The 25,946-nt window shown below is 70.3% G+C and carries 25 protein-coding genes; 16 read left to right on the plus strand and 9 right to left on the minus strand.

Annotated features, from left to right (window positions below):
• The first annotated feature begins 227 nt into the window (after window positions 1–227).
• Genes ASF22_RS00200 through ASF22_RS00210 form a run of 3 tightly spaced genes read left to right on the plus strand, consistent with a single transcriptional unit; the run spans window position 228 to window position 2,848 of the window.
• Window positions 228–1,052: a UDP-2,3-diacylglucosamine diphosphatase gene (locus ASF22_RS00200; RefSeq protein ID WP_056260488.1), complete on the plus strand. Its 825-nt coding sequence runs from the start codon at window positions 228–230 to the stop codon at window positions 1,050–1,052.
• Entirely contained in the window at window positions 1,049–2,137 is a 1,089-nt protein-coding gene (locus ASF22_RS00205; protein ID WP_056260489.1) for a glycosyltransferase family 1 protein, read from the plus strand. The genes ASF22_RS00200 and ASF22_RS00205 overlap by 4 nt, the downstream gene beginning before the upstream one ends.
• A 57-nt stretch (window positions 2,138–2,194) precedes the next feature.
• Complete coding sequence (locus ASF22_RS00210; RefSeq protein ID WP_082483426.1) at window positions 2,195–2,848, plus strand: ribonuclease HII; 654 nt, start codon at window positions 2,195–2,197, stop codon at window positions 2,846–2,848.
• Here the strand turns inward: ASF22_RS00210 and ASF22_RS00215 are convergent.
• Window positions 2,799–3,914: a PA0069 family radical SAM protein gene (locus ASF22_RS00215; protein WP_056260491.1), complete on the minus strand. Its 1,116-nt coding sequence runs from the start codon at window positions 3,912–3,914 to the stop codon at window positions 2,799–2,801. The genes ASF22_RS00210 and ASF22_RS00215 overlap by 50 nt on opposite strands.
• A gap of 168 nt (window positions 3,915–4,082) precedes the next feature.
• On the opposite strand from ASF22_RS00215, the gene ASF22_RS00220 reads away from it, so the two are divergent.
• Entirely contained in the window at window positions 4,083–4,604 is a 522-nt protein-coding gene (locus ASF22_RS00220; RefSeq protein WP_056260493.1) for a hypothetical protein, read from the plus strand.
• A gap of 3 nt (window positions 4,605–4,607) precedes the next feature.
• Here the strand turns inward: ASF22_RS00220 and ASF22_RS00225 are convergent, their stop codons facing one another.
• Together ASF22_RS00225 and ligA are read right to left on the minus strand one after the other, a co-directional pair.
• Complete coding sequence (locus tag ASF22_RS00225; RefSeq protein WP_244474163.1) at window positions 4,608–5,474, minus strand: 3'-5' exonuclease; 867 nt, start codon at window positions 5,472–5,474, stop codon at window positions 4,608–4,610.
• A 75-nt stretch (window positions 5,475–5,549) separates the two neighbouring features.
• Window positions 5,550–8,012, minus strand: coding sequence for an NAD-dependent DNA ligase LigA (gene ligA / locus ASF22_RS00230; RefSeq protein ID WP_056260495.1), 2,463 nt, complete (start codon window positions 8,010–8,012; stop codon window positions 5,550–5,552).
• A 192-nt stretch (window positions 8,013–8,204) separates the two neighbouring features.
• On the opposite strand from ligA, the gene ASF22_RS00235 reads away from it, so the two are divergent.
• The 4 genes from ASF22_RS00235 (at window position 8,205) to ASF22_RS00250 (ending at window position 11,246) form a co-directional block, all read left to right on the plus strand.
• Window positions 8,205–9,134: a protein-methionine-sulfoxide reductase heme-binding subunit MsrQ gene (locus ASF22_RS00235; protein WP_056260497.1), complete on the plus strand. Its 930-nt coding sequence runs from the start codon at window positions 8,205–8,207 to the stop codon at window positions 9,132–9,134.
• A gap of 89 nt (window positions 9,135–9,223) precedes the next feature.
• Window positions 9,224–9,514 carry a hypothetical protein gene (locus tag ASF22_RS00240; protein ID WP_056169773.1) on the plus strand — a complete coding sequence of 97 codons (291 nt, stop codon included), beginning with the start codon at window positions 9,224–9,226 and terminating at the stop codon, window positions 9,512–9,514.
• Window positions 9,515–9,560: 46 nt separating this feature from the next.
• A complete protein-coding gene (locus ASF22_RS00245) occupies window positions 9,561–10,130 on the plus strand; it encodes a Uma2 family endonuclease (protein ID WP_056260499.1) in 570 nt (189 codons plus the stop codon).
• A gap of 102 nt (window positions 10,131–10,232) precedes the next feature.
• Window positions 10,233–11,246: an adenosine kinase gene (locus ASF22_RS00250; protein WP_056260501.1), complete on the plus strand. Its 1,014-nt coding sequence runs from the start codon at window positions 10,233–10,235 to the stop codon at window positions 11,244–11,246.
• A 21-nt stretch (window positions 11,247–11,267) separates the two neighbouring features.
• On the opposite strand, the gene ASF22_RS00255 is transcribed toward ASF22_RS00250, so the two are convergent.
• The 3 genes from ASF22_RS00255 to ubiG form a co-directional block, all read right to left on the minus strand.
• Window positions 11,268–12,242: an NADPH:quinone oxidoreductase family protein gene (locus ASF22_RS00255; protein WP_056260503.1), complete on the minus strand. Its 975-nt coding sequence runs from the start codon at window positions 12,240–12,242 to the stop codon at window positions 11,268–11,270.
• Window positions 12,243–12,314: 72 nt separating this feature from the next.
• Window positions 12,315–12,887 carry a YbhB/YbcL family Raf kinase inhibitor-like protein gene (locus ASF22_RS00260; protein ID WP_056169785.1) on the minus strand — a complete coding sequence of 191 codons (573 nt, stop codon included), beginning with the start codon at window positions 12,885–12,887 and terminating at the stop codon, window positions 12,315–12,317.
• 47 nt (window positions 12,888–12,934) lie between these two features.
• Entirely contained in the window at window positions 12,935–13,678 is a 744-nt protein-coding gene (gene ubiG, locus ASF22_RS00265) for a bifunctional 2-polyprenyl-6-hydroxyphenol methylase/3-demethylubiquinol 3-O-methyltransferase UbiG (RefSeq protein WP_056260505.1), read from the minus strand.
• Window positions 13,679–13,884: 206 nt separating this feature from the next.
• Between ubiG and ASF22_RS00270 the strand changes: the two genes are divergently transcribed.
• The 5 genes from ASF22_RS00270 (at window position 13,885) to ASF22_RS00290 (ending at window position 21,365) form a co-directional block, all read left to right on the plus strand.
• The gene (locus ASF22_RS00270) at window positions 13,885–15,120 is read left to right on the plus strand and encodes an aspartate kinase (RefSeq protein ID WP_056169790.1); all 1,236 of its coding nucleotides are present in this window, start codon (window positions 13,885–13,887) and stop codon (window positions 15,118–15,120) included.
• A 164-nt stretch (window positions 15,121–15,284) separates the two neighbouring features.
• Entirely contained in the window at window positions 15,285–17,546 is a 2,262-nt protein-coding gene (ptsP, locus tag ASF22_RS00275) for a phosphoenolpyruvate--protein phosphotransferase (protein WP_056169793.1), read from the plus strand.
• Window positions 17,547–17,627: 81 nt separating this feature from the next.
• Window positions 17,628–18,713 carry a peptide chain release factor 1 gene (gene prfA / locus ASF22_RS00280; RefSeq protein ID WP_056169796.1) on the plus strand — a complete coding sequence of 362 codons (1,086 nt, stop codon included), beginning with the start codon at window positions 17,628–17,630 and terminating at the stop codon, window positions 18,711–18,713.
• 25 nt (window positions 18,714–18,738) lie between these two features.
• Window positions 18,739–19,605, plus strand: a complete 867-nt coding sequence (prmC, locus tag ASF22_RS00285) for a peptide chain release factor N(5)-glutamine methyltransferase (protein WP_156647579.1) — start codon at window positions 18,739–18,741, stop codon at window positions 19,603–19,605.
• Between the two features lie 488 nt (window positions 19,606–20,093).
• Window positions 20,094–21,365 (plus strand): DUF4167 domain-containing protein, encoded by a 1,272-nt coding sequence (locus ASF22_RS00290; protein WP_056260508.1) that lies wholly within the window; start codon window positions 20,094–20,096, stop codon window positions 21,363–21,365.
• A gap of 51 nt (window positions 21,366–21,416) precedes the next feature.
• On the opposite strand, the gene ASF22_RS00295 is transcribed toward ASF22_RS00290, so the two are convergent.
• Window positions 21,417–22,163: a hypothetical protein gene (locus tag ASF22_RS00295; protein WP_056260510.1), complete on the minus strand. Its 747-nt coding sequence runs from the start codon at window positions 22,161–22,163 to the stop codon at window positions 21,417–21,419.
• Window positions 22,164–22,206: 43 nt separating this feature from the next.
• On the minus strand, window positions 22,207–23,145 hold the full coding sequence (locus ASF22_RS00300) for a DUF2336 domain-containing protein (RefSeq protein ID WP_056260512.1): 939 nt from the start codon (window positions 23,143–23,145) through the stop codon (window positions 22,207–22,209).
• A 134-nt stretch (window positions 23,146–23,279) separates the two neighbouring features.
• Here ASF22_RS00300 and ASF22_RS24685 point away from each other — a divergent pair, with 134 nt between their 5' ends.
• The 3 genes from ASF22_RS24685 to ASF22_RS00310 all read left to right on the plus strand — a co-directional run bounded on the left by ASF22_RS24685 (window position 23,280) and on the right by ASF22_RS00310 (window position 24,835).
• Entirely contained in the window at window positions 23,280–23,444 is a 165-nt protein-coding gene (locus ASF22_RS24685; protein WP_244472960.1) for a YqaE/Pmp3 family membrane protein, read from the plus strand.
• A gap of 76 nt (window positions 23,445–23,520) precedes the next feature.
• On the plus strand, window positions 23,521–24,126 hold the full coding sequence (locus tag ASF22_RS00305; protein ID WP_056260513.1) for a sulfite oxidase-like oxidoreductase: 606 nt from the start codon (window positions 23,521–23,523) through the stop codon (window positions 24,124–24,126).
• Between the two features lies 1 nt (window position 24,127).
• Window positions 24,128–24,835, plus strand: coding sequence for an FAD-binding oxidoreductase (locus ASF22_RS00310; RefSeq protein ID WP_056260515.1), 708 nt, complete (start codon window positions 24,128–24,130; stop codon window positions 24,833–24,835).
• A 10-nt stretch (window positions 24,836–24,845) separates the two neighbouring features.
• Here ASF22_RS00310 and ASF22_RS00315 read toward each other — a convergent pair whose 3' ends face one another.
• Window positions 24,846–25,934 (minus strand): NAD(P)/FAD-dependent oxidoreductase, encoded by a 1,089-nt coding sequence (locus ASF22_RS00315; RefSeq protein ID WP_056169815.1) that lies wholly within the window; start codon window positions 25,932–25,934, stop codon window positions 24,846–24,848.
• Window positions 25,935–25,946: the final 12 nt, after the last annotated feature.

The following is a 25,946-nucleotide window of genomic DNA, read 5'->3' on the forward strand; positions in this document are numbered from 1 at the left end:
TGTCTCGCGCGGTCCGGTGGGGCATCTTGCGGCGACTATGCCTGCCTTCACGCAGGAAGGAAAACCCGAAAAACTTCGCGAAACGTCAAATAATTTTATAGTCCAGAAAGGCTTGCGATGCGGTGCCGCACGGCAGGGCGCCCCTCCCCCGGGGCCGGCCGGCGTCATCAAAGTGATACGGGAATCCGGTTTGGCTCGGTCCGATGCAGAGTTGCTCGGAGACCACCATGGGCGAAGATCCGGAGACGACCATCCGCGTCCGAACCCTGTTCCTGTCGGACATGCACCTCGGCACCAAGGGTTGCCAGGCGGCCCTGCTGCTCGAGTTCCTGCGCGACTACGATGCCGACGAGATCTACCTCGTCGGCGATATCGTCGACGGCTGGCAGCTCAAGTCCGGCTGGTACTGGCCTCAGAGTCACAACGACGTGGTTCAGAAGCTCCTGCGCAAGGTCCGCAAGGGCTCGAACCTCATCTACGTTCCGGGCAACCACGATGAATTCCTGCGCGACTACATCGGCATGACCTTTGGGGGCATCGAGGTCGCCGACCAGCGCCTCCACGTGGCGGCCGACGGCAAGCGCTACCTCGTGATCCACGGCGACCAGTTCGACATGGTGGTGCGCCACGCCCGGTGGCTGGCGTATCTCGGCGATGGTGCCTACACGGCGGCGCTGTTCGTCAACACCCACCTCAACACCCTGCGCCGCCGCCTCGGGCTGGCCTACTGGTCGCTCTCGGCCTGGGCCAAGCTGCGGGTGAAGAACGCCGTCAACTTCATCGGCAAGTTCGAGGAGTTGCTCAGCGCCGAGGCCCGGCGCATCGGCGCCGACGGGGTGATCTGCGGTCACATCCACCACGCCGCCAACCGCACCATCGGCGGGCTCACCTACCTCAACACTGGGGATTGGGTGGAATCCTGCACCGCCATCGTCGAGCATTACGACGGCACCATGGAGGTGCTGCATTATCCGAGCCTGGTGCGGGCCCGGGAGGCCCGTGACGCCGAGTTCGCCGGGCCGCGGCCCGACGGCGCCCGGGCCGTCGCGTGAGGCTCCTCATCGCAACGGATGCCTGGCACCCGCAGGTCAACGGCGTCGTGCGCTCCCTCGAGCACATGGCGGCGGCGGGCGCGAGCCTCGGCATCGACACGGTGTTTCTCACCCACGCTGACTTCGTCTCCGTACCCCTCCCGGGCTACCCGGAGATCCGCCTGTCCTGTGCCACCCGCGCGGCGGTGGCGCGCCGCTGGGACGGTCTGCGGCCGACCCATGTCCATATCGCCACGGAGGGCACCGTCGGCTACGCCACCCGGCGCTACTGCCTCGGCCATCGCCGTCCGTTCACCACGAGCTACCACACCCGGTTTCCCGAATACCTCGCGGCCCGCGCCCCCGTGCCGGAATCGTGGAGCTACGCTTGGCTGCGCCGGTTCCACGGCGCCGCCAGCGGCACCATGGTGAGCACACCCTCCCTCGAACGCGATCTCGCCGCCCGCGGCTTCACCAACCTCATGCGCTGGACCCGGGGCGTCGACACCGACCTGTTCCGGCCCGACGCAGGGGCGCCCGATCCCCTCGCGGGCCTGCCCCGGCCGATCTTCCTGTTCGTCGGGCGCCTCGCGGTGGAGAAGAACATCGCCGCCTTCCTGTCCCTCGACCTGCCCGGCTCGAAGGTGGTGGTGGGCGACGGACCGGACCGGGCGCGCCTCGCCGCGCTCGCCCCCGACGCGCACTTCCTCGGCACCCGCACGGGCGCGGCCCTGGCGGCGGTCTACGCCGCCGCCGACGTGTTCGTGTTCCCGAGTCTCACCGACACCTTCGGCATCGTGCTCCTGGAAGCCCTGGCCTGCGGCGTGCCCGTCGCGGCCTACCCGGTCACCGGCCCCCTCGACGTCATTGGGGGTACGGATGCGGGCGTCCTCGACCCCGACCTGCGCAAGGCGGCGCTTGCCGCCCTGACCATCCCGCGCGACCGATGCCGGGCGCAGGCCCTGCGCTACACCTGGGCCGAGAGCGCACGGCAATTCTACGCCAACATCGCCGCCGCCCACGGCACGGCAGGCCCGCAGGCGCGCCACGGCACACCGAGCAGGACCATCGGTTTAGGCACAGGAACCGACGCACCGGCGTGGTGACTCGGGCGGGCCGGACTGGCAGGGTCCCGCCCCATTCCCGACACCGTGTTCACCCCGATGCTCCCCTTCGACGCTGCCCTCGCGAAAGACTATCCGGCGGTGATCGGCTGCGACGAGGTCGGACGCGGCGCCCTGTGCGGACCCGTGGTCGTGGCGGCGGTGTGGTTCGACCCGCACGCGTTCCCGGGCGAGATCCTGGCGGCGCTGGACGATTCGAAGCGCCTGAAGCGGGCCGAGCGCGAGCGCCTCACCCCCCTGATCCGTGCCCATGCGCGCGTGGCCCTGGCCGCCGGGTCGCGGGCGCTCGTCGACCGCATCAACGTGCGGGGCGCCACCCTCGATGCCATGGCGCGGGCGGTCCATCGCCTCGGACTCGACGCCCCGGTGCTGGTCGACGGCCGCGACGCGATCCCGGACGTCGAACGATGCCGTCCGGTGGTCGGCGGGGACCGCCTCGTGCCGCAGATCGCCGCCGCCTCCATCGTGGCGAAGACCGTACGGGATGCGGCCATGCGCGCCCTCGCCCGGCGCCACCCCGCCTATGGCTGGGACAGCAATGTCGGCTACGGCACCAAGGTGCACCTCGCCGGCCTCGCGACACTGGGCCGCTCGGCCCATCACCGCTGCAGCTTCACCAGAGCCTACGGACCCGAGACCGATTTCAGAACAGCGACAGCTGCGCCGTCGGCCGGACAAACAGATCGGTCCTGAGCTTCAGACGTTCTTCCGGGTAGCCGAGGCGGCGGCGGGCGAGGCGCATGCGGCGCACGATGAGGTCAGCATAGGCACCGGCTCCGACCATGCGCCGGCCATACGTGGCGTCGTAGGCGCGCCCGCCCCGCGCCTGGCGCACCAGGGACATCACGTGGGCGCGCCGCCCCGGATAATGCTCGGCGAACCAGTCGTCCACGAGGGCGTCGAGTTCCAGCGGCAGGCGCAGCAGCACGTGGTTCGCCTCCCGCGCGCCGCGTTCGCGGGCCGCCGTCAGGATCGCCTCGATCTCGTGGTCGTTGAGCGAGGGAATCACCGGGGCGGCGATGACCATGACGGGAATTCCCGCGGCACTCAGGCGCTCGATGGCCTCCAGGCGCTTCTTCGGGTGCGGCGCGCGCGGCTCCAGCCGGCGAGCGAGATCGGGATCGAGGGTGGTGACCGAGACGGCGACCTTCACGAGATCGTCGCGGGCGAGATCTGTGAGCAGGTCGAGGTCGCGCACCACGAGGTTCGACTTGGTGACGATCCCGACGGGATGCCGGAATCGGCCCAGCACCTCGAGGATGCCCCGGGTGAGGCGGTGCTCGCGCTCGATCGGCTGGTACGGGTCCGTCGCCGTCCCGAGGGCGATGGTGGCGGGCCGGTAGGCCGGCGCCGACAATTCGGAGGTCAGGAGCTTCACCGCATCCGGCTTGTGGAACAGCCGCGTTTCGAAATCGAGGCCGGGCGAGAGACCGACATAGGCGTGGTTGGGCCGGGCGAAGCAGTAGACGCAGCCGTGCTCGCAGCCGCGATAGGGGTTGATCGAGCGATCGAACGAGATGTCCGGCGAGGTGTTGCGGGTGATGAGGCTGCGGGCGCGCTCGGCCGTCACCATCGTGCGCAAGGGCGTCGGGGCGACGGCCTCCCACCCGTCGTCGAAGATCTCGCGGCTGATAGTCTCGAATCGTCCGGTGGGATTGGCCGTCGCGCCGCGTCCACGCCGGGCGTCGCTCGGCCGCGTCGTCGTGGCGAGGCGCCGCGCGCCCTCCCCTGTGTCCGCGTCCGGCGACTCCGTCTCCATGCCGAACCTTCATCACCCGCCGCCGAATCGAACATATCATGAACATGATCGCGAGATGTTGCACATATTGCGGGCAAAGCGGCTTCTGGGTCGGGCCCTGCGCAGTCCGGGCAGGAAACCGGGCCGGTGACCGGCTTCAGTCCGGGGAAAAATGCGGTATGCGCGGGCATGATCTCCGCTCTGATCCATGTGGCGCGGCCGGCCGATCCCGATGCGGTCGATCGGCTCGCCGACACCCTCGGCGCCCTCGTGGCCGGCGTCGCCGCCGGGCTCGTCGGCGATGCGGTCATCGTCGCGCCCAGCCACAGCACGGCCATCGACACCGTGGCGGAGGCCACCGGCGCCAAGCTCGTCCTGCGCCCGCGCGGCGGCTCGGCGTGGTCGGCCGGGGCCAAGGCGGCCCGGCGCGAATGGGTGCTCTGTTTGGAGGCCGGGGACGTGCCCGCCGAGGGCTGGATCCGCATCCTCGACCGCTTCATCGGCACCGCCCGACCGGACGTCACCCTGGGCCGCCTGCGCCGCCCGCATGCGGGTCTGCCGGCCCGCCTCGCCGCCCGGGGCGAGGGCGTCATCGGTGTCGGCGCGCCGCGCCCCGGCGATCTGGTGCGGCGCGAACGCCTTCTCGCCGGTCCGCGCTTCGTCCGACGGGTGAAGGTCCGCAAATTGCCGGCCCGCCTCGAACGCTCCTGAGGATCAGGATTCGGCGGCTGCCTCCATGCGCAAACGCAGGCGCTCGACATCGTCGTGGTTGCCGGACAGCAGGTCGGTGATGTCGCCGACGAGGAGCGCCGCGACGTGGCGGCACGCGGTGCCGTAGCGCCCCGCCATGCAGGTGCAGCGCAGGCGCAGGCCCGTGGCTCGGTCCTCCAGGGTGATGGCGTAGCGGTCGCCGCGCGAGCCCTTGACGGTGAAGCTCAGGGGCGGCGGGAGGCGCGGCCCCGACCGGGCGCGATCGGAGGACGGTCCCGGGCCGGCACGCGGCGGCGGGACGCGGTCCGGCCCTTCCGGCACCGTGGTGATCGGCAGCCGGATGGCGCGGGACAAGCCGAAGATGTCGGGCGCGCCGGTCCGGCGCATGGCCGCCAGGGCGATCTCGGCACACGCATAGGCGTCCTCGCCCGCATCGTGGTGCTCGAACCGGATGCCGAGGCGCGCCGCGACCTTGCCGAGGCCGCAGCCCTCCTCCGCGGGAAACACCCGGCGGGCGATCTGAACGGTGCAGAGGTAAGAGAAGGCCGGCGGCCGCAGGCCGTAGGCGACCAGCGACGCGCGCAGGACGCCCATGTCGAAGCCGGCGTTGTGGGCGAGCACGAGGCCGCTCGCCAAGTCGGGCAGGAACTCGGCCATCACCTCGGGAAACGTCGGCTGCGTCCGCACATCCGCCGGCACGATGCCGTGGACCCGGATGTTGCCGGGGGAGAACCGCAGGTCCGGCGGCCGGATCAGCCGCGATTCCCGGCGCACCACCGCCCCGTCCGCGATCCACGCGAGACCGACGGCGCAGGCACTGTCGCGACGCTCGTTCGCGGTCTCGAAGTCGAGGGCAAGAATCGGTGTCAAAGGATTGGTGTCAAAAAGCGGGTGCCCTGCGCGCCAGAGGCGATGCGCGTCATGTAAGCCGCGCTGGAAGCCACCTCAAGCGCTCGCCACGAGGGCAAGCCAGGCCTCCTCGCTCACCACCTCCACGCCGTGCCTCTCGGCGTCCTTGAGCTTGGAGCCGGCGCCGGGCCCGGCCACCACGAGGTCGGTCTTGGTCGAGACCGAACCCGAGACCTTGGCGCCCAGGCGCTCGGCCGTGGCCTTGGCCTCGCTGCGGGTCATGCGTTCGAGGGAGCCGGTGAACACCACGGTCTTGCCGGCGAAGGCCGTCGCCGTCACGGGTGCCGCCATGGGTTCCGTGGTGACGGCCTCGAGGAGGGCCCGCACGGCGGCGTCGTTGTGCGGCTCGCCGAAGAACGCGATGAGGGAATCCGTCGCCACCGGACCGATCTCGGCGTCGTCGGCGAAGTGCCGGTAGGCGTCGCCCGGGCGCTGGGACGCGGCCCGGGCGATCCCGGCGGCCGCCGCATCGGCGTCGCCGTAATGGGCGAGCAGGCTCGCGCGCTGGGGCGCCGACAGCCGGATGCGGCCGGGCGCCTCGCCGGCTTCCACCCCAGCCTCGCCCTCCTCCGCATCGGAGGTCTCGCGGGGGTAGCCGACCTCAAGCAGGCGGTCGCGCGTCGTCGGGCCGATGCGCGGGAGCGACGAGAGTTCGATCCAGTCCGGCCCCGCCTGGGCGGCGGCCGCCGCCGCGACCCCACCCATCAGGGCGGCCATGTCGGGAAAGCGTTTCGCCAGGGCCTTGGCCGTGGACTCGCCGATGTCGGGGATCCCGAGGGCGAACAGGAAGCGGTTGAGGGGCAGGCGGCGGCGGTCCTCGACGGCGGCGAGCAGGTTGTGGATCGCCTTGTCCTCCTCCTCGCCCTTCTTCTTCGTCGGCTTCTTCGGGGCCGGTGCGCCCTCGGCCCGGCGCTCGGCGGACAGGGCTTCGCGGCGGGCCACGATGGCGGCCTTCAGCTCCGCGAAATCGAGGCGGAACAGGTCGGCCGGCTGCTTGATGACGTGCGCTTCGAACAGCACCTCGATGTAGGTCTGGCCGAAGCCTTCGAGGTCGAAGCCGTTGCGCGAGACGAAGTGCTTCAGGCGCTCCACCCCTTGCGCGGGGCAGATCAGGCCGCCGGTGCAGCGCCGGACGGCGTCAGGCTTGCCCGTACGCGGGTTGATCTCCCGGATCGCCCGACTGCCGCAGGCGGGGCAATGGTCGGGGAAGACGAAGGGCGTCGCGTCCGCAGGGCGCTTGTCGAGCACCACGTCCATGACCTTCGGGATCACGTCGCCGGCCCGCTGCACCACCACCGTGTCGCCGACGCGGATGTCGCGGCCGTCGCGGATTTTTTCCCCGTCGCCGCCGACCCCCTGGACGTAGCCCTCGTTGTGGAGCGTGGCGTTCGACACCACGACGCCCCCCACCGTCACCGGCCGCAGCTTGGCCAGGGGATTGAGGGAGCCGGTGCGGCCGACATTGATCTCGATCCCCTCGACCACCGTGAGCGCCTTCTGGGCGGCGAACTTGTGGGCCAAGGCCCAGCGCGGCGAGCGCGAGACGAAGCCGAGGCGTCGCTGGAGGGCGAGGCTGTCGACCTTGTAGACGACGCCGTCGATGTCGTAGCCGAGATCCGCCCGCGCGGCCTCGATGCCGCGGTAATGGGCGATCATCGCCACCGCGTCGGTGAAGCGTTTCGTGCGGTCGTTGACCGGCAGGCCCCAGCGCCCGAACGCCTGGATCATTCCGGACTGGGTCTCATCTGGCAAGGCCGACATCTCGCCCCAGGCGTAGGCGAAGAACTTGAGCGGCCGCGAGCGGGTGATCTCGGGATCGAGCTGGCGCAGGGACCCGGCGGCGGCGTTGCGCGGGTTGGCGAACAGGGCCTTGCCGGCGGCCTCCTGGCGCGCGTTGATGGACGCGAAATCCGCGTGCGAGAGGTAGACCTCGCCCCGAACCTCGCAGATCTCCGGCACGTCGTCGCCCGAGAGGGTCTCGGGGATGCTGTCCACCACGCGGGCGTTGCGGGTGACGTCCTCGCCGGTCTCGCCGTCGCCCCGCGTCGCAGCGGTGACGAGGCGGCCGCCCTCGTAGCGGAGCGACAGGGACAATCCGTCGATCTTCGGCTCGGCGGTGAAGGCCAGCGTCTCGCCCTCGGGCCAATTCAGGAACCGGCGCACCCGGGCGACGAACTCCTCGACCTCCGCGTCCGCGAAGGCGTTGCCGAGGGACAGCATCGGCACGGCATGCCGGACCTTGGCGAATTTCTCCGACGGCTTGGCGCCGACGGAGGTGCTCGCCGCCCCCGTGCCGGCGAGGTCCGGGAACCGCGCCTCGATGTCCTCCAGGCGGCGGCGCAGGGCGTCGTACTCGGCGTCCGAGATCTCCGGCGCGTCCTCCTGGTGATACAGGCGGTCGGCCTCGGCGATGCGCTCGGAAAGGGAGGCGTGCTCACCGCGCGCCGTCTCCGGCGTCAGGTCGTCGAGGCTGTCGGCGGCGGGCTTCGATGCGGGCATGCTGGGCTTCTGCGATGGGGACCGGTTCGGCCCGGCATACAACACGTCGTTCGATGCCGCATCGTCCCCCGGCACGGCGCGGGCGGGGTGTGCGACCGCACGTCGCCGGCCGTAACTTCGGCCCGCTTCGCCACGTAGATAGGACCGTCGGCGGCACCGGTCGCCCCGACAGCCGCGCATTCGGAACATGCCATGCCCGCCCTGCCCGCCATCTCCGCACCCTGGCGCGACCGCGCCGGACGTCTCTCGGGCCTCAAGCTCGGCGTCTTCCTGTTCGCCCTGGCGCCCGGCCTCTGGCTCGCCGGCGCCTATGCGGCGGACGCGCTCGGTGCCAAGCCCATCACCGCGCTCCTGCACGGCACCGGCGAATGGGCCGTGCGTTTCCTGCTGCTGTCCCTGGCCGTCACGCCCCTGCGGCGCCTGGCGAACTGGCCGAAGCTGATCCTCGTTCGGCGGATGCTCGGGCTGACGGTGTTGGCCTACGCGCTCATCCACCTCGCGCTCTACGTGGTCGATCAGAACTTCGTGCTGACGAAGGTGGTCTCGGAGATCGTCAGTCGGATCTATCTCACCATCGGGTTCGTCGCCCTCGTGGGGTTCGTGGTCCTCGGCGTAACCTCCACGGACAGCATGATCCGGCGACTCGGCAAGGCGTGGCCGCGCCTGCACAAGACGGTCTACACCCTCGCGGTGCTCGGCCTCGTCCACTACTTCCTGCAGGCCAAGATCGACGTCTCCGACCCGGTGTTCTGGACCGGCGCCTTCCTGCTCCTCATGGGCTGGCGCGCCCTGCAGCGCCTGCGCTGGCCCATCAACCCCCTGACCCTGCTGGGGCTCGCCGTCGCGGTGGCGCTCACCACCGCCGGACTGGAGGCGGCGTGGTACGGCCTCGCCAGCGGCATCCCGGCCGAGCGCGTGCTCCAGGCCAACCTCGCCTTTCCCGACATGATCCGCCCGGCCTGGTGGGTGCTCGGCCTCGGTTTGGTTCTGCCCGTCATCGATGCCGCGCGCCGCATCTGGGACCGGTTCGGCAAAGGCGCGGGCAAGGGTGCGGGCAGGGGCGCGGGACCAGAGGCCCGACCGGTGCGGAGCCGGCCCGCCGAAGCGGTGGCCGCGCGCTGAAGCCGGCTTGCGGCCGCGCCCGGCCTCCCGCATGAGTCCGTGCCGATGGTTCGGGGGACGCGATGACGAAAACAATCTGGGCGGCCGGCATGGCCTGCCTCCTCGCCGTCGGTGCGGCCCGCGCCGAGTGCCCCCGCGCCGAACCGCCGCCCGTGAGCGCCCGGCCGACCAAACCCGCCTTCCCGGAGAAGCCGGCCTGCGTCGACGCCAAGGGCGGCTGCCCCGGCTGGGAAGCCTACAGCTACAACGACGCCATCAAGGCCTACAACGCCCAGATCGCCGTCTACCGTCCCCTGGCGGAGGCCTACGTGAAGGGCCTGAACGCCTACGTGAAGGCGGCCTCGGACTACGCGCAGTGCGAGGTGAAGGCGCTTCAGTAAGACCGGCGCCTTCGCAGTCTTCGGGGCGCATGAGAGGCTGTCGCCCATGAGCGCGAAGCCCAAAGCCGGCATGGATGTCGACGCCTTCCTGGCCTGGGCCGAGCACCAGCCCGGCCGCTACGAGCTCGTTGACGGAGAGGTCTTCGCCATGGCCCCGCAGCGCGTGCGGCATGCGGAGACCAAGTTCTCCGTCCAGCTTGCGCTCAGGGTAGGCCTTCGAGAGGCCGGGCTTGCCTGTCGTATGCTGCCCGACGGGATCACGGTGCGGGTGGATGCGGCAACCTGCTTCGAGCCGGACGCCCTGGTGCATTGCGACGAACGCCTCGGGCCCGATGCCACGCAGGCCCCGGCCCCCATCGTGGTCGTCGAGGTCCTGTCCCCGAGTACCGGACAGATCGACACCACGCCGAAGCTCGTCGGGTATTTCCGGGTGCCGAGCGTGATGCACTCTCTCATCGTCGATCCGGTGCGGCGCATGGTCATTCACCATCGGCGCGGAACCGAAGACCTGATCGAGACGCGGCTCGCCTCCACGGGGCGGCTCGAACTCGAGCCACCGGGCCTGACCCTCACGGGAGCCGCTCTCTTCACCGAGTCTCCCTTAGCCGAGTCGTGAGGGATGGCCGGAGCGTTGGGACGGCCGCCCTCGCTTGACCCCCGGCGGGGCTGGTGCCACAGCCCGGCGCATCCTTTTCCCCCGGCCAGACTGGACGGTTAGATGCCCGAATCCCTCGACCTCCTCGTCCTCGGCAACGCCATCGTCGACCTCATCGCCCGCGCGGACGAATCGTTCCTCGCCGAACAGGGCGTGCCGAAGGGCGCGATGCAGCTCATCGACGAGGAGCGGGCTGAGGCCCTGTTCGACGCCATGGGGCCGGCCACCATCGTATCGGGCGGCTCCGGCGCCAACACCGCCGTCGGCGCGGCCCTCCTCGGCGCGAAGACCGGCTTCATCGGCAAGGTCCGCGACGACGAACTCGGGGGTCTCTACGCCCACGACCTCAAGGCCACGGGCGTGCGCTACACCGTGCCGGCGGCCACGGACGGCCCGGCCACGGCGCGCTGCTTCATCCTGGTGACGCCGGACGGCGAGCGTACCATGAACACGTATCTCGGCGCCTGCCAGAACCTGTCCCCGGCCGACGTGGACGAGGCCACCGTTCGCAACGCGCGCGTGACCTACCTAGAGGGCTACCTCTGGGATCCGCCGGCCGCCAAGGACGCGTTCCGCAAGGCCGTTCAGATCGCCCACGCCGCCGGCAACGCCGTTGCGCTGACCCTGTCGGACGCCTTCTGCGTCGGCCGGTATCGCGAAGAATTCCTCGGGCTCATCCGCGACGGCAGCGTCGATATCCTGTTCGCCAACATCGGCGAGTTGCAGAGCCTTTACGAGACCGACGACGCGGAGGTCGCCCTCAAGGCCCTGCGCGACGAGCGCGACGCCCGCGGCAAGCATCTCCTCGGCCTCGTCACCCGCTCGGCGGACGGCGCCATGGTGGTCAAGGGTGGCGAGATCCGCAGCGTCGAGGCCTCCCCGGTCCACGAACTGGTGGACACCACGGGTGCGGGCGACCTGTTCGCCGCCGGCTTCCTCGCGGGCCATGTGCGGGGCCTCGACAACGCCGCGAGCGCCCGTCTCGGCGCCCTGGCCGCGGCGGAGGTAATCCAGCACATCGGCGCCCGCCCCCAGCACGACCTCGTGGCGCTGGCCAAGGCGCAGGGCCTGCTCTGAGGCGATCCCACGGGAAGGCGCTCACATTCGCAGGAGCACCTTCCCCACGGCCTCGCGCCGCTTGAGGATCCCGAGGGCCTCGGCGTAATCCGCCAGGGGATAGACCCCATGGACCTTGGCGGTCAGACGGCCCTCCGCGACCCAGGCGAGGAGCTGGCGCTGGTTCTGTGCATGCGCCTCGGGTTCGCGATCGACGAAAACGCCCCAGTGCACGCCCTGGATGTCGATGCCCTTGAGGAGGGCGAGGTTCAGCGGGATACGGGGGATGTCGCCGGCGGCGAACCCGATTACGAGGTAGCGCCCCTTCCAGCCCAGCGAGCGCAGGGCCGGCTCGGCGTAGTCGCCGCCGATGGGATCGTAGATCACGTCGACGCCCTTGTCCTCCGTGAAGGTCCGTAGGGCCTCGCGCAGATTGTCGGCGGCGTAGTCGACGCTCATCGTGGCTCCGTGCGCCTCGGCGACCCTCAACTTCTCCGGCGACGAGGCGCAGGCGATGACACGTGCGCCCATGATGGCGCCGAGTTCCACCGCCGCGAGGCCGACGCCGCCCGAGGCGCCAAGCACCGCCAGGGTCTCGCCCGGCTGGAGCTTCGCCCGGTCCCGCAGGGCGTGGAGCGACGTGCCGTAGGTAATGGTCAGGCCGGCGGCCTGCTCATCGGAGACGGCATCGGGAATCGGCGTGAGGTGACGGGTCGAGACCGCGATGCGCTCGCGGCAGGTCCCGAACTTCTGGTGGACGATGACGCGGTCGGCGACCGAAACCCCCTTCGTATCCGGCCCGAGGGCCTCGACCACGCCGGCGGCCTCGCCGCCGGGCGAGAACGGCAGCTCCGGCTTCACCTGGTAGCGCCCGGCGATGATGAGGGTATCGAAGAAGTTGAGCGCCGCCAGGGTGATGCGCACCACGGCCTCGCCGGGCCCCGGCACCGGTTCGGCGATGTCCTCCAGGGAGAGATCGTCGGGGCCGCCGAGGCGGGTGCACAGCAAGGCCTTCATGGAAACGCTCCGTCCCTGTCCCGGTGCGCCCATGCACCGGGCGGACCGAGCGGTGCAACATCCAAATGCGATTCAGGTCCGGGCGTAGGTCGCCGTCAGGCAGCCCTTGGCGAGCACATGGCCCCGCATGGCGTCGATAACGGCGCCCCGGCCCGGTGAGGCGTCGAGGGCGAGAGCCACGTCGAGGGCATAGATCTGGAACAGGTACTCGTGCGGCCCGTGGCCGGTGGGCGGATCGGGCGGCAGCCACTGGTCCTGAAGGAAGCTGTTCTTGCCGAGATCCTGGGACTGGTGCGCCCCGCCGGGGCTCGGCAGCGCGCCCTCGGTCAGGGGGCCGGCCTCCGGCATCAGGTTCCAGGCGATGAGGTGGACGAGGGGGCGCGGCGTCGGGCTGCCCGCGTCCTCGACGATGAGGGCGACCCGGACGGTCCCCGGCGGGAGGTTGTCCCAGGCCAGGGGCGGAGACGTCTTCTCGCCGTCCTCGGTGAAACGGGCGGGGATCGACCCGCCCTCGGCGAAGGCCGGGCTCGTCAGCCGCACCGTCGCGGGCGTGTCGGGAAAGTCGGCGTGGTAGGTGGTCGCCGCGATGCCCGCCTTGAGGCCGGACAGGGCCTCGCCGACGGCGTGGGGGATCTTCTCGAGCATGACGGCCTCCGGTTGCGCGCGGTCAACGACGCGAGGCCGCCGGGAGTTCAGGCGCGGCGCGCGGCGATCATGTAGTTCACCGCCGTGTCGCGGCTCGCCCGCCAAGAGCCGTCCAGCGGATTGAACACCACCCCGGTGGTGTCCGTCACCGCGAGGCCGCCGTCCTCGACGGCGCGGATGAGTTCGTGGGGTTTCACGAACTTGTCCCAGTCGTGGGTGCCCTTCGGCAGCCAGCCGAGGACGTATTCGGCCCCCACGATGGCGAGGGCGTACGAGCGCAGGGTGCGGTTGAGGGTGGCGGAGAACAGCAGCCCGCCGGGCTTCACCGCCGCGCAGGCGGTGGCGACGAAGGCCGGCACATCGACCACGTGCTCCACCACCTCCATGGCCAGCACGATGTCGAAGCGCTCGCCCTCCGCCACCACGCTCTCGATGGTGCGGGCCCGGTAATCGACGCTCACGCCGGCCGCATCCGCGTGCGCCTGGGCGACCTTCACGTTGGTCGGCGCCGGATCGAGCCCCGTCACTCGGGCGCCGAGGCGCGCGAGGGGTTCGGACAGCACGCCGCCGCCGCACCCGACATCGACGATGGCGAGGCCGTCGAGGGGGAACGGCGCTTTCGGATCCCGGTCGAAATGCCGGCAGGCGGCGTCACGGATATAGGCCAGCCGTACGGGATTGAAGCGGTGCAGCACCCGCATGGGCCCGCTCGGGTCCCACCACGTCGCCGCGATGGCCTCGAAGCGGGCGACCTCGTCGCGGTCGATGGAGGATGAGGTGGGTCCGGTCATCGGGTCCGTCTGATAGGGCGGAAAAAAGCTTGGGGGAACAACAGTCCCGGGGATGGGTCACGGCCCACCGGCCCCGATTGTTGACACGCTCGGGTAGCCCTTGTACCCGCCGAAGCCCTGTCCGGTACAGCCGCAGAGCGACGCGGGCGTTTGTCCGGCCCGCCGCACCACGGCTCCCTTTCCACGAGAATCGACGCGGACGCTGCATGGCCCGTTTGGTGATGAAGTTCGGCGGCACGTCCGTCGCCAATGTCGAGCGCATCCGCAACGTGGCGGCCCACGTCGCCCGCGAGGTCGCGGCCGGCTACGAGGTCGCCGTGGTGGTCTCGGCCATGTCGGGCAAGACCAACGAGCTCGTCGCCTGGGTCAAGGACGCGAACCCGATCTACGACGAGGCCGAGTACGACGCCGTGGTGGCCTCGGGCGAACTCGTCACCGCCGGCCTGCTGGCCATCGCCCTGCGCAAGGCCGGTCTCAAAGCCCGCTCGTGGCAGGGCTGGCAGATCCCGATCCTCACCTCCGACGCCCACGGCTCGGCCCGCATCGAGGGCATCGACGGCGCCCGCCTCGATGCTGGCTTCAAGCGCGGCGAGGTCGCGGTCATCGCCGGCTTCCAGGGCATGCACGAGGCGACGGGCCGGGTCACCACCCTCGGCCGGGGCGGCTCGGACACCAGCGCGGTGGCCATCGCGGCCGCCATCGGTGCCGAGCGCTGCGACATCTACACGGACGTCGACGGCGTCTACACCACCGATCCGCGCGTCGTTCAGAAGGCCCGGCGCATGGAGCGCGTGACCTTCGAGGAGATGCTGGAGATGGCTTCCCTAGGCGCCAAGGTCCTGCAGGTCCGCTCCGTCGAGCTCGCCATGGTCCACCGGGTGCCGACCACGGTGCGATCAAGCTTCGACCCGCCCGACAACGCACGCCCCGGAACCCTCATCTGCGACGAGGACGAGACCATGGAACAGCAGATCATCACCGGGATCGCCTTCTCGAAGGACGAGGCGCAGATCACGCTGCGCCAGGTCAAGGACAGCCCCGGAATCGCCGCCGCCATCTTCGGGCCCCTGGCGGACGCCAACATCAACGTCGACATGATCATCCAGACCGTGTCGGGCGATCAGTCCACCACGGACATGACCTTCACGGTCCCGTCCGCCGATTACGATCGTGCGCGCCAGATCCTCGATGCCCAGAGCGGCGTCATCGAGTTCGCCCAGATCGAGGGTGCCACGGACGTGGTGAAGGTCTCGGCCATCGGTGTCGGCATGCGCAGCCATGCCGGCGTCGCCGCCAAGGCGTTCCGGGCGCTCGCCGAGAAGGGCATCAACATTCGGGCGATCACGACATCCGAGATCAAGTTCTCCGTGTTGATCGACTCCGCCTATACGGAGCTTGCCGTGCGTACGCTCCACTCGCTATACGGCCTCGACCAGGCCTGAACACATTGGCCCATCGCGCGCACGATTCTTGCGCGTGATGCCGCGTGAGCGCGCTGTCCGACGAAGTGGATACCGGTTCGTCTGAGGGCACGACACATAAGGAATGAGAGGCGCGATCCGGTCGGATCGGATCACGCCTCGAACCGAAGCCGGATCGAGGGACCATGCCCGCTGCGCCTGGAGGACCGCGCCTGCTGCTGCGCCGCCTCCGCGAAGCGATGGCGGAGCCGGTCAGTCCACAGGCACGTCTCGACCGGATCGTCACCCTGATCGCCGCCAACGTGGTGGCGGAGGTGTGCTCGGTCTACGTGCTGAGCGACGACAACACCCTCGAGTTGTTCGCCACCGAGGGCCTGAACCGCGAAGCGGTCCATCTCACCCGCATGCGCGCGGACGAGGGCCTCGTCGGCCTCATCGCGCAGACGGCCGAGCCGCTCTCCCTGTCCGACGCCCAGTCGCACCCGTCCTTCTCCTATCGCCCTGAGACGGGCGAGGAGGCGTATCACGCCTTCCTGGGTGTGCCGCTCCTGCGCGCGGGCAACACGCTCGGCGTGCTGGTGGTGCAGAACAAGACCTACCGGGTCTATTCGGAGGAGGAGATCGAGGCGCTCCAGACCACCGCCATGGTGCTGTCGGAGATGATCGCCTCGGGCGAACTCCAGGCGCTGGCCCCCGGGGCCGGCTCGGCGGCCCGACGGGCCGTGAGCCAGCGCGGCGTGGCGCTCGCCGACGGCATCGGCCTCGGGCACGTGGTGCTGCACGAGCCGCGCATCGTCGTGAAGCGGCTCATCGCCGAGAACCTCGACCGCGAGGTCGAGCGCCTCGAACAGGCCATCGGCGAAGTCCGCTCCGCCATCGACGACCTCGTGGAACGCGGCGACAGCATCGGCACCGGCGAATCGCGCGAGGTCCTCGAGACCGTGCGGATGTTCGCCCACGACAAGGGCTGGCTGCGCCGGATGCGCGAGGCCGTGCAGTCGGGCCTGACGGCAGAGGCCGCCGTCGAGCGGGTCCAGTCGGACAACCGCGCCCGGATGATGCGCCAGAGCGATCCGTATCTGCGCGACCGCCTGCACGACCTCGACGACCTCGCCAACCGGCTCCTGCGCACCCTCATCGGCCACGAGGGCAACGGCGACCGGGTGCTGCCCGAGAACGCGATCCTCGTCGCCCGCTCCATGGGGCCTGCGGCCCTGCTCGACTACGACCGCACGGCCCTGCGCGGCGTCGTCCTGGAGGAAGGCGGCCCGACGAGCCACATCGCCATCGTCGCGCGGGCGCTCGGCATCCCGGCGGTGGGCGAGATCGCCAACGCCACGGCGCTCTGCGACGCCGGAGACGCCATCATCGTCGACGGCGCAACGGGCGAGATCCAGGTCCGGCCCGGTCCCGAGATCGAGGCGGCCTACGGCGAGATGGTGCGGGTCCGCGCCAAGCGTCAGGAGCAGTACCGGGCCCTGCGCGACCTGCCGGCGGTGACCCGCGACGGGGTCGCCATCGGCCTGCAGCTCAATGCCGGTCTGCTCATCGACCTCACCCATCTGGCCGAGACGGGCGCGGACGGCATCGGCCTGTTCCGCACCGAACTCCAGTTCATGGTCGCCCAGCGCATGCCGTCGGCGGCCGAGCAGCAGACCCTGTACGAGGCGGTGTTCACCGCCACCGGCGACCTGCCGGTGACGATCCGCACCCTCGACATCGGCGGCGACAAGATCCTGCCGTACATGCCGGCCCTCGAGGAGGAGAACCCGGCGCTCGGCTGGCGGGCGATCCGCATCGGCCTCGACCGGCCGGCTTTGCTGCGGGTGCAGTTGCGGGCGCTGCTCCGCGCGGCCGGGGGCCGACCCCTCAAGATCATGTTCCCCATGGTGGCGACGGTGGACGAGTTCACCCGCGCCAAGGCCATCGTCGAGCGCGAGAAGGCGCACCTGCGCCGCCACGGCCACCCGCTGCCGAGCGATTGCAAGCTCGGCGTGATGGTCGAGGTGCCCTCGCTCCTGTTCCAGATCGACGAGATCGCGCGGGCCGCCGACTTCCTGTCGGTGGGGTCCAACGACCTCATGCAGTTCCTATTCGCCGTCGACCGCGAGAACCGGCGGGTGGCGGGCCGGTTCGACACCCTGAGCGTGCCGGCCCTGCGCGCCTTCCGGCTCATCGCCGAGCGGGCGGCGGCGGCCGGCTGCCCGGCCACGGTCTGCGGCGAGATCGGCGGCAAGCCCCTCGAGGCCATGGCCCTCATCGGCCTCGGCTTCCGGCACCTCTCCATGTCACCGGCCGCCATCGGCCCGGTGAAGGCCATGGTGCTCGCCCTCGACGCCGCCGCCATCGCGGCCGTCATCGACGCCGAGATGGCCCGCGCCGGCGACGGCGCAACCCTCCGGCCGGCGCTCAGCGCCTTCGCCAAGGCGCACGGCGTTCCTATCTAGCGGGCCTTCAGAGTTTCCGACCCTGGCCCCTCCGGACCGACCGCGCCGACCCGAAACACTGGTGAGAGTACCCCACGGGCGATGACCCCCATTCCTTCCGACCGTCTCGACGCCATCCTGACGCGCCACGACATCGTCACCGCGACCCTCAGCGCGGGCTCGGCGGATTCCGACACCTTCGTCCAGCTGTCCCGCGAATTGTCGGAGCTGGAGGGCGTCGTCGCGGCGATCCACGCCTACCGGGCCGCCGCCTCCAACCTCGCCGACATCCAGGCGCTGATGGACGAGCCGGGCAGCGATTCCGAGATGCGGGCGCTGGCGGCCGACGAGAAGCCCGAGGCGGAAGCCGGGTTGGAGGCGGCGCACCGCGCCCTGCAGCTCATCCTGCTGCCGAAGGACTCCGCCGACGAGAAATCCGCCATCCTGGAAATCCGCGCCGGCACCGGCGGCGACGAGGCCGCGCTCTTCGCCGGCGACCTGTTCCGGATGTACGGCCGCTACGCCGACGCCAAGGGCTGGAAGGTCGAGGTGATCTCCGAGAGCGAGGGCACCGTCGGCGGCTACCGCGAGGTCATCGCCGAGGTGAAGGGCAAGGGCGTGTTCGCCCGCCTGAAGTTCGAGAGCGGCGCCCACCGGGTGCAGCGCGTGCCCGACACCGAGACGCAGGGGCGCATCCACACGTCCGCCGCCACCGTGGCGGTGCTGCCCGAGGCCGAGGAGGTCGATATCGTCATCAACGATGCCGACCTGAAGATCGACACCATGCGCTCGCAGGGCGCCGGCGGCCAGCACGTCAACAAGACGGAATCGGCCATCCGCATCACCCACCTGCCCTCCGGGATCGTGATCTTCGTCCAGGAGGAGCGCTCGCAGCACAAGAACCGGGCCCGGGCGATGCAGCTCCTGCGCTCGAAGCTCTACGATGCCGAGCGCACGGCCAAGGACGCGGTGCGCGCCGCCGACCGCAAGTCCCAGGTCGGCTCCGGCGACCGCTCGGAGCGCATCCGCACCTACAACTTTCCCCAGGCGCGGGTGACCGACCACCGCATCAACCTCACTCTCTACAAGCTGGAGGAGGTTCTGGCGGGCGTCGCCCTCGACGAACTCATCGACGCGCTGGTGACGGAGCATCAGGCCGAGCTGCTCGCCGCGGAGGGCATGGCCTGAGCCGGCCATGTCTCCGGTCACGACCATGTCTCTGATCGCGGGCACGACTCGTCAGGAAGCCCTGCGGCACGCGACCCGATGCCTCGCCGAGGGCGGCATCGCCGACAGCGACGCCCGCTTCCTCGTCCTCGACGTCCTCCGCCTCAGCGGGACGGAGCTCATCCTCGGTGGCTTCGAACCCATCGGGCCGGCGGGCGCGGCAGCCCTATCGGAAGCCCTCGCCCGGCGCCTCGCGGGCGAACCCGTGGCCCGGATCGTCGGCGCCTGGGAATTCTGGGGCCTCCCGTTCGGACTGGCGCCCGAGACCCTGGTGCCCCGTGCCGACACCGAGACCCTGGTGGAAGCGGCCCTCGGACGCCATCCCGACCGCACAAGCCCCTTGCGCATCCTCGACCTCGGAACCGGCTCGGGCTGCATCCTCGTGGCCCTGTTGTCCGAGCGCGCCAACGCCTTCGGCATCGGCCTCGACCGCTCGGAAGGCGCCCTGATCCAGGCCCGCACCAACGCCACGGCCAATGGGGTCGGCGACCGGGCCGCCTTCGTGCGTGCCGACTGGTGCGCAGGCCTGATGGCCGCGTTCGACCTCATCGTCTCGAATCCGCCCTACATCCCGGTCGGCGTCATCGCGACCCTGGCCGATGAAGTCCGCCTCCACGATCCGGCAGCGGCCCTCGATGGCGGCGTCGACGGGCTCGATGCCTACCGGCGCATCCTGGATGACGTGGCGCGGGGGCCGGTGCGGCTGGCGACGGGCGGAAGCCTGCTGTTCGAGGTCGGCCACGACCAGGCGAAGGCCGTGCTGACCCTCGGTCGCGAGCGCGGCTTCGTGGCGGCCGGCATCACCCACGACCTGGCTGGACATGCCCGCGTGGTCGCGTTCGCGTCGAAGTGATGGCGATGTCGGGGACGGGATGCGCCGCTCGGACGAGAATCGTCGTGAACAACCGGGGGTGGCGCGAAAAAATGCTTGTTGCCGTCGCGGCGACCGGCTAGGCTCTCAGTCAGATCGAAAAACGATCCGTCGAGACGGGTCGTGGCAGGAATGGTGCCGGCTCGTAGTCCGCGACGCTCCTCAGCGATCTCCCCACGATCAGGTTGGCGCGCTGTGAGACGACGCGCAGGAACTTGGTCACTTCGAGCCTGAAAACCGAAGAGCGCCTGAACGCGAGCGCGAGCCTCGGTGGACCGGGACACACGGCAAGCACGGCGCATTCCGATTCCGATCGCGGACCTGACAAACCGGATCACACGGTCCCCCTCCCGGGGTCACCATGGCCGGGCCGGATTTCGGCTCAAGGCCGCCGGGCCCCGGACCGCCTCACCAGCTCCCGTACGAACGAGGGTCAATCGAGACCGATGAGACCAAACCAGAACAGACGGGTGCGCGGTCGCAACCGCCCCAAGGGTCCCAACCCGCTGACCCGGTCCTACGAATCGAACGGTCCGGACGTCAAGATTCGCGGCACCGCCCAGCACATCGCCGATAAATACGCTCAGCTCGCGCGTGACGCGCAGGCGAGCGGCGATCCCGTGGCGGCGGAGAATTATTTCCAGCACGGCGAGCATTATTTTCGCATCATCTCGGGCGCACAGGAGCAGAACCGTCAGCAGGCCGCCGGCGGCTACGCCCGCAACGGCTTCGACGACGACGGCGACGAGGATGGTGGCGACGACCAGGGCGCACCGCTCGGCTACGCCGCCCATTCCTACAACGACGACTACACCGATCCCGGCCAGCAGCCCCAGCCGGCGTATCAGCCGCCGGCCTACGAGGGACGGCAAGAGTCCCAGAGACAGGAGTCCCAGAGGCAGGATTCGCCGCGTCAGGAGTATCCGCGTCAGGACGGTGGCCAGAACCGGAACGACCGCAACGACCGGCGCGACCGCTTCAACAACCGCAACGACCGTCCGCAGCGCTTCGACAACCAGCGCCCCGACGGGTCCCGGCAGGACGGCCAGCGGCAGGACTACAATCGGCCGGATTCTTCGCGACAGGACAACCAGCGACCGGATTACGGTCGGCAGGACCAGCCGCGCCAGGACCAGCAGCGCCAGGACCAGCAGCGCCAGGACCAGCAGCGCCAGGATCGGGATCGGCAGGATCAGCCCCGCAACGAGCAGCCGCGCCAGGAATATGGCCGTCGCAACAACGGCGCGCGGTTCGAATCCAATCGAAACGCCGAGGCCCCGCAGGATGGCGGGCGCGACGAGGCCCCGCGTCAGGACTTCGTCCGGCAGGAGACCGCCCGTCAGGAACCGGTGCGACCGGACTTCGTCCGCCCCGAACCCGTGCGGCAGGAGCCTGTCCGTCCGGAGTCCGCGCGGCCGGATTTCCAGCCGACCGAGCCGCGCCGGGTGGCGGATGCACCGCCCCGGCGGAGCCGCCGTCGCGACGAGGCCGAGCGTGCGCCGGCCGAAGACGTGTCCGGCCTGCCGGCCTTCCTGATGACGCCGCCGCGTCCCGTTCCCACCGAACGGCCTGTCGAGTCCCGCACGTCAGAGGAAGCCGCTCCGCAGGGGGCCCCGTCCGCCCCCGACGAAACGCCGACGGCTCCGAAGCCACGCCGTCGCCGCCGGGCCCGCTTCGAGGGGACCGATGGGGCCGAGCCCGGCTCCGCCGGTGCTGACGATGTGACGCCGATCACCGAATAAGTTTGCCGCGATTACTCTGGAAAGCCGCCCCCGTTGGGCGGCTTTTCGCGTTCAGGGCCGGTCTGGGCCGCCGAGTGCGGCATGCCAGTCCGCGTAGCCGTGGACGCGGTGGACGAGGCGGCGGTGCCGCGCGGCCTCGCCGAATGGCGCCAGATCCCAGGTCCAGGCCGCGTCGGGTGTCGGAAGCGGAACGCCGTGGAGGAGGTCGAGGCGGTCGGTCACACGGCCGTCGCGGTCCTCTTCGGTCTGCAGGACGTCGGTGACGAGGCAGACCCGCGCCGCGAGGCGGGACAGGCCGTCGAGATGAGCTCGGACGATCCGCCCACCGAGCTGCGGATCCGCCCCTCCGGAGCCGTCGACGGGCAGGATCGGCAGTTGCGAAAGCAGGTTGGCGGAGATCACGAGATCGATCTCCGGCCCGCCCCCGTGATCGGGAACCGCCCCTGGCCGGGTGAGATCGGCCGTGACCAGGGTGACGTCGGGACGGTGGCGCACCGTCCATCGGGTCGGCCACGGATGCACGGCATCGACGAGGCGGATGTGGGTGAAGCGGCGGGCGAGGTGGTCCAGGGGTACGTCGTCGAGGAGGCCCGAGCCGAGAACGACGACGGTGCGATATCGAGGGAGGCCTTCGCAGGCCCGCATGATCACGGCACGGGCCCGTGTGAGATGCGGCTCCCAGGCCGTCCGGCACCGGCGCGAGCGGGACAGGAGCAGGACACTCTCGCGCAGGTAGCCCCGCCGGCGATGCGACCAGGGGGCGGGGGTCGTCAGGTAGTGGAACAGGTCGACCAGCACGGCGCCTCCTGAGACCAGGGGTGGCAGCCCGTGCGCCGCGGCGTCAAGCGGCCTTGGTCCGGCCCTTGGACGCGGTGAAGCGGACCGAACGGCGGGCCGTGGCCACCGACAGGGCCTGGAACGCCTCGAAGGTCCCCCGCATGTCCTCCGGCGACAGGCGACGGCCGGACCGGGCCTGGATCAGGTGCTTGAGGGTCCCCCACCCGAGATCGGACGCCCGTAGGAGAAAGAGAAGCGGATCGAGATCCGGATTACGGTGGGCCTGAGACGCCATCTCGGTCGGCACCCCGGCGATGCGGGCGATGGCGGCCAGGGCATCGTCCACCCGTCCCTGTACCACGAGGGCGACGATCGCCTTTTCCTCGAGATCGACGCCCCCGGGGGAAGCCGGCGAGAGCGGCGGGGTTTCGATGCGGCGGAGTTCGGGGATGGACCGTCGCAGATCGAGCACCGCCCGCAGAACCGGATCCTTCCCCGCCAAGTCCACCAAGGTCCCAAATCCCGTCGACGACAGGTGCGCGGTCTCGTTCCCGGCGATCCGGCGCACGGCTTGGGTCGCCGCCCGCGTGACGAGGATGTCGGTGATCCGCTCGCTCAGGGTCCGTCGCCGCGAAACCGCATCGAGATGCAATGGGCCGGCTTCCCTGACGATCCGAAGCAGGTCGTCCTCGTCGAGCCGCACGGATCGGGCGAGGACCGGCCCCGCGACGGTGATCTGCGGATCGAAGGCGAGGTCGCGCACGACGCGGCGCGGGGCATTGGCGATATCGGCGATCTCCTCGGCGAGGGCCGAACGGGCCGCGGCCTCGACGTTGCGGGCGAGGTGAAGGATGATTGCATCGAAGGGTTCGATCCCGCTCTCGCCCAGGGCGACGGCGTGATCGGTAAACAGAGCCGTGATTCGGCGAAGCATCGCCGCACGCTGATCGGGTGTTCCGATAGTGACGGCGTGTTCCATTTCGTGGATGAGCGTCTTGATCATAGCCTATCGGGGTGTGCCGCGCCGTTCGTCAGAATCGCACGCAGATGTTTAAAAACAGCCACCGGGAACCATCGTCGCAACGGCAATGTTGCTATCGCGCCCTTGCGCGGGCGCCATCACGTCCCGGAGACATCGTGTCGAATCTCGTTCGCATCCTGCTCGCCATCTTCCTGCCGCCCCTGGCCGTCCTGATGACGGCAGGCATCGGATTGCAGTTCCTTCTCAATATCCTGCTGACGGTCCTGGGCATCGTTCCGGGCATGGTGCACGCCCTGTGGATCGTCATGCGCGACCGCTGATCCGGCGCCGCGACGCGCCCTCCCCGCCGATGCACGGGGAAGGAGGCGCGGTTTCGAAAGCCCGAACGAGGGTGACATGAGCACACGCGGCTTCACCGGACGACGCCCGCCTGAGGCGACGCGCGAGCGCCTGCCGCCGGGCCAATATCTCACGGCGGATTTCCCGGTTCTGCAGATCGGGCCGAATCCGCGGATCGATCTCGACGCGTGGCGCTTCACCCTCCGGGCCGGATCGCGACCGTTGAAGATCTGGACCTGGGACGAATTCAACGCCCTGCCGCGCACGCGTTGGGGCGGCGACATCCACTGCGTCACGAAGTGGTCGAAGTTCGACACGGCGTGGGAGGGCGTCGGAATCGACGATCTCCTGGCGGATGCGTGCGTCGCGGCGCCGACGGCGTTCGCCCTGGCGGAAGGATACGACGATTACACCACCAACGTGCCGTTCGCCGACCTGACCGGGGGCCGGGCCATGGTGGCGACCCATTACGACGGCGCGCCGATCGAGCCGGATCACGGCGGCCCGGCGCGCCTCCTCGTGCCGCACCTCTACTTCTGGAAGAGCGCCAAGTGGCTCAAGGGTCTGCGCTTCACACAGAAGGACGAGGGTGGCTTCTGGGAGATGCGGGGCTATCATATGTACGGAGACCCGTGGCGCGAGCAGCGCTTCACCGGTGACTGAGATGAAGCCTCTGCCCTGGCTGGATGCCACCATCGTGGGCATCGGTCAGGTGACCCCGCGGGTGAAGTACTTCCGGCTGGCCGTGACGCTCGACCGCCCGGCTCTCGCGGGGCAGCACGTCGATATCCGGCTGACCGCACCCGACGGCTACCAGGCTCAGCGCAGCTACTCCATCGCCTCCGCGCCGAGCCCGGACGGGATCGTCGAACTCATGGTCGAGGGCCTGCCGGAGGGCGAGGTCTCGGGGTTCTTCGACGGGGTGGCGGAAGTCGGCGACACCGTGGCGTTGCGCGGTCCCATCGGGGGCGCCTTCGTGTGGCGACCGGAGGATGGCGGCCCCCTGCTCCTCATCGGCGGCGGCTCGGGCGTGGTGCCGCTCCTGGCGATGCTGCGCCATCGGGCCATCGCGGCGCCCGACGTTCCGGTCCTTCTGGTCTATTCGGTCCGCGAAGCGGCAGAGGCGATCGCCCAGGACGAACTCGACCGGAGGCGCCGCGACGAGCCCGGCTTCGATTGGATCCTGAACCTGACGGGCGAGGGCGGCCGGCGCATCGATGCCGCCCTCATCGGACAGGCGCTCGAACGCCTCGGGCGCCCGCGCCACACCTTCATCTGCGGCGCGAATCCGTTCGTGAACACGGCCGCCGACCTCCTCGTCGATGCCGGTCTTGCGCCCGGCACTATTCGGACGGAACGCTTCGGCGGCTGACGTCGATCTCCTACGCCAACAACCGATCGGCGACCTCTTCGGCGAGGGACAGGCTCGCGGTGAGGCCCGGGCTCTCGATGCCGAACAGGTGGACGAGGCGGTCCAGCCCATGCTGCGCCGGCCCGTCGATGATGAAATCCGCCGCGGGCTCGCCCGGGCCGGTGATCTTTGGACGGATGCCGGCATAATCGGGGGTCAGCACCCCTTCGGGCAAACCGGGCCAATACCGGCGGATCGCACGGGCGAAGGCTTGCGCGCGATCGGGATCGACGGCGTAATCCTCGGTTTCCACCCACTCGACATCGGGACCGAAGCGCATGCGCCCGGCAAGATCGAGGGTGAGATGAATGCCCAGCCCGCCCTCGACGGGGGCCGGATAGATCAACCGCGCGAAAGCCGGGCGGCCGAGGCAGCCGAAATAGCTCCCCTTGGCGAGGATCTTTCTCGGGATGCGGTCGGGTGGGAACCCGTCGATTGCTTTCGCGATAGCCTGTGCTCCGAGACCGGCGGCATTGACGACGGCGTCGAACGGCAGCGCATCCCCGTTCACCGTCGCGACCCAGGCGCCGTCCGCCCATGACAAGCGCGCGACCGGGCTGTGGAACGCGATGGCGCCACCGCGATCCTCGATGTCGCCCTGCAGGGCGAGCATGAGGGCGTGGCTGTCGACGATGCCGGTTCTGGGGGCGTGGAGGGCGGAGACGCAGGCGAGATTGGGTTCCAGGGCGCGGGCCTCGGCCCCGTCGACGAGCGCCAGACCCTCGACGCCGTTGGCGATCCCGCGCGCATGGATCGCCGCGATGGCGGCGCCCTCGGCCGCATCGGTGGCGACGATGAGCTTGCCGCAGGCGCGGTGCGGTACGCCGTGGCTGGCGCAGAACCCGTAGAGCCTCCGGGCGCCGTCGACGCAGTGCCGTGCCCGGAGCGAGCCCTCGGGATAGTACATCCCGCCATGGATCACTTCGGAGTTGCGCGCGGACACGCCCGTGCCGATGCCGCCCTCGGCCTCCGCCACCACCACGGCATGGCCCCGCAGGGCGAGCGCCCGGCCGACGGCGAGTCCGACCACGCCGGCGCCGATGACGAGGATGTCGCTCATGATGTCCGCCGA

Source organism: Methylobacterium sp. Leaf87 (assembly GCF_001422775.1).
GTDB lineage: Bacteria > Pseudomonadota > Alphaproteobacteria > Rhizobiales > Beijerinckiaceae > Methylobacterium.

Coding starts and splice junctions, on each gene's coding strand:
- ASF22_RS00200 (WP_056260488.1), top strand. CDS start 228: ATGGGCGAAGATCCGGAGACGACCATCCGCGTCCGAACCCTGTTCCTG.
- ASF22_RS00210 (WP_082483426.1), top strand. CDS start 2,195: ATGCTCCCCTTCGACGCTGCCCTCGCGAAAGACTATCCGGCGGTGATC.
- ASF22_RS00215 (WP_056260491.1), bottom strand. CDS start 3,914: ATGGAGACGGAGTCGCCGGACGCGGACACAGGGGAGGGCGCGCGGCGC.
- ASF22_RS00220 (WP_056260493.1), top strand. CDS start 4,083: ATGATCTCCGCTCTGATCCATGTGGCGCGGCCGGCCGATCCCGATGCG.
- ligA (WP_056260495.1), bottom strand. CDS start 8,012: ATGCCCGCATCGAAGCCCGCCGCCGACAGCCTCGACGACCTGACGCCG.
- ASF22_RS00235 (WP_056260497.1), top strand. CDS start 8,205: ATGCCCGCCCTGCCCGCCATCTCCGCACCCTGGCGCGACCGCGCCGGA.
- ASF22_RS00240 (WP_056169773.1), top strand. CDS start 9,224: ATGGCCTGCCTCCTCGCCGTCGGTGCGGCCCGCGCCGAGTGCCCCCGC.
- ASF22_RS00245 (WP_056260499.1), top strand. CDS start 9,561: ATGAGCGCGAAGCCCAAAGCCGGCATGGATGTCGACGCCTTCCTGGCC.
- ASF22_RS00250 (WP_056260501.1), top strand. CDS start 10,233: ATGCCCGAATCCCTCGACCTCCTCGTCCTCGGCAACGCCATCGTCGAC.
- ASF22_RS00255 (WP_056260503.1), bottom strand. CDS start 12,242: ATGAAGGCCTTGCTGTGCACCCGCCTCGGCGGCCCCGACGATCTCTCC.
- ASF22_RS00260 (WP_056169785.1), bottom strand. CDS start 12,887: ATGCTCGAGAAGATCCCCCACGCCGTCGGCGAGGCCCTGTCCGGCCTC.
- ubiG (WP_056260505.1), bottom strand. CDS start 13,678: ATGACCGGACCCACCTCATCCTCCATCGACCGCGACGAGGTCGCCCGC.
- ASF22_RS00270 (WP_056169790.1), top strand. CDS start 13,885: ATGGCCCGTTTGGTGATGAAGTTCGGCGGCACGTCCGTCGCCAATGTC.
- ptsP (WP_056169793.1), top strand. CDS start 15,285: ATGCCCGCTGCGCCTGGAGGACCGCGCCTGCTGCTGCGCCGCCTCCGC.
- prfA (WP_056169796.1), top strand. CDS start 17,628: ATGACCCCCATTCCTTCCGACCGTCTCGACGCCATCCTGACGCGCCAC.
- prmC (WP_156647579.1), top strand. CDS start 18,739: ATGTCTCTGATCGCGGGCACGACTCGTCAGGAAGCCCTGCGGCACGCG.
- ASF22_RS00300 (WP_056260512.1), bottom strand. CDS start 23,145: ATGATCAAGACGCTCATCCACGAAATGGAACACGCCGTCACTATCGGA.
- ASF22_RS00305 (WP_056260513.1), top strand. CDS start 23,521: ATGAGCACACGCGGCTTCACCGGACGACGCCCGCCTGAGGCGACGCGC.
- ASF22_RS00310 (WP_056260515.1), top strand. CDS start 24,128: ATGAAGCCTCTGCCCTGGCTGGATGCCACCATCGTGGGCATCGGTCAG.
- ASF22_RS00315 (WP_056169815.1), bottom strand. CDS start 25,934: ATGAGCGACATCCTCGTCATCGGCGCCGGCGTGGTCGGACTCGCCGTC.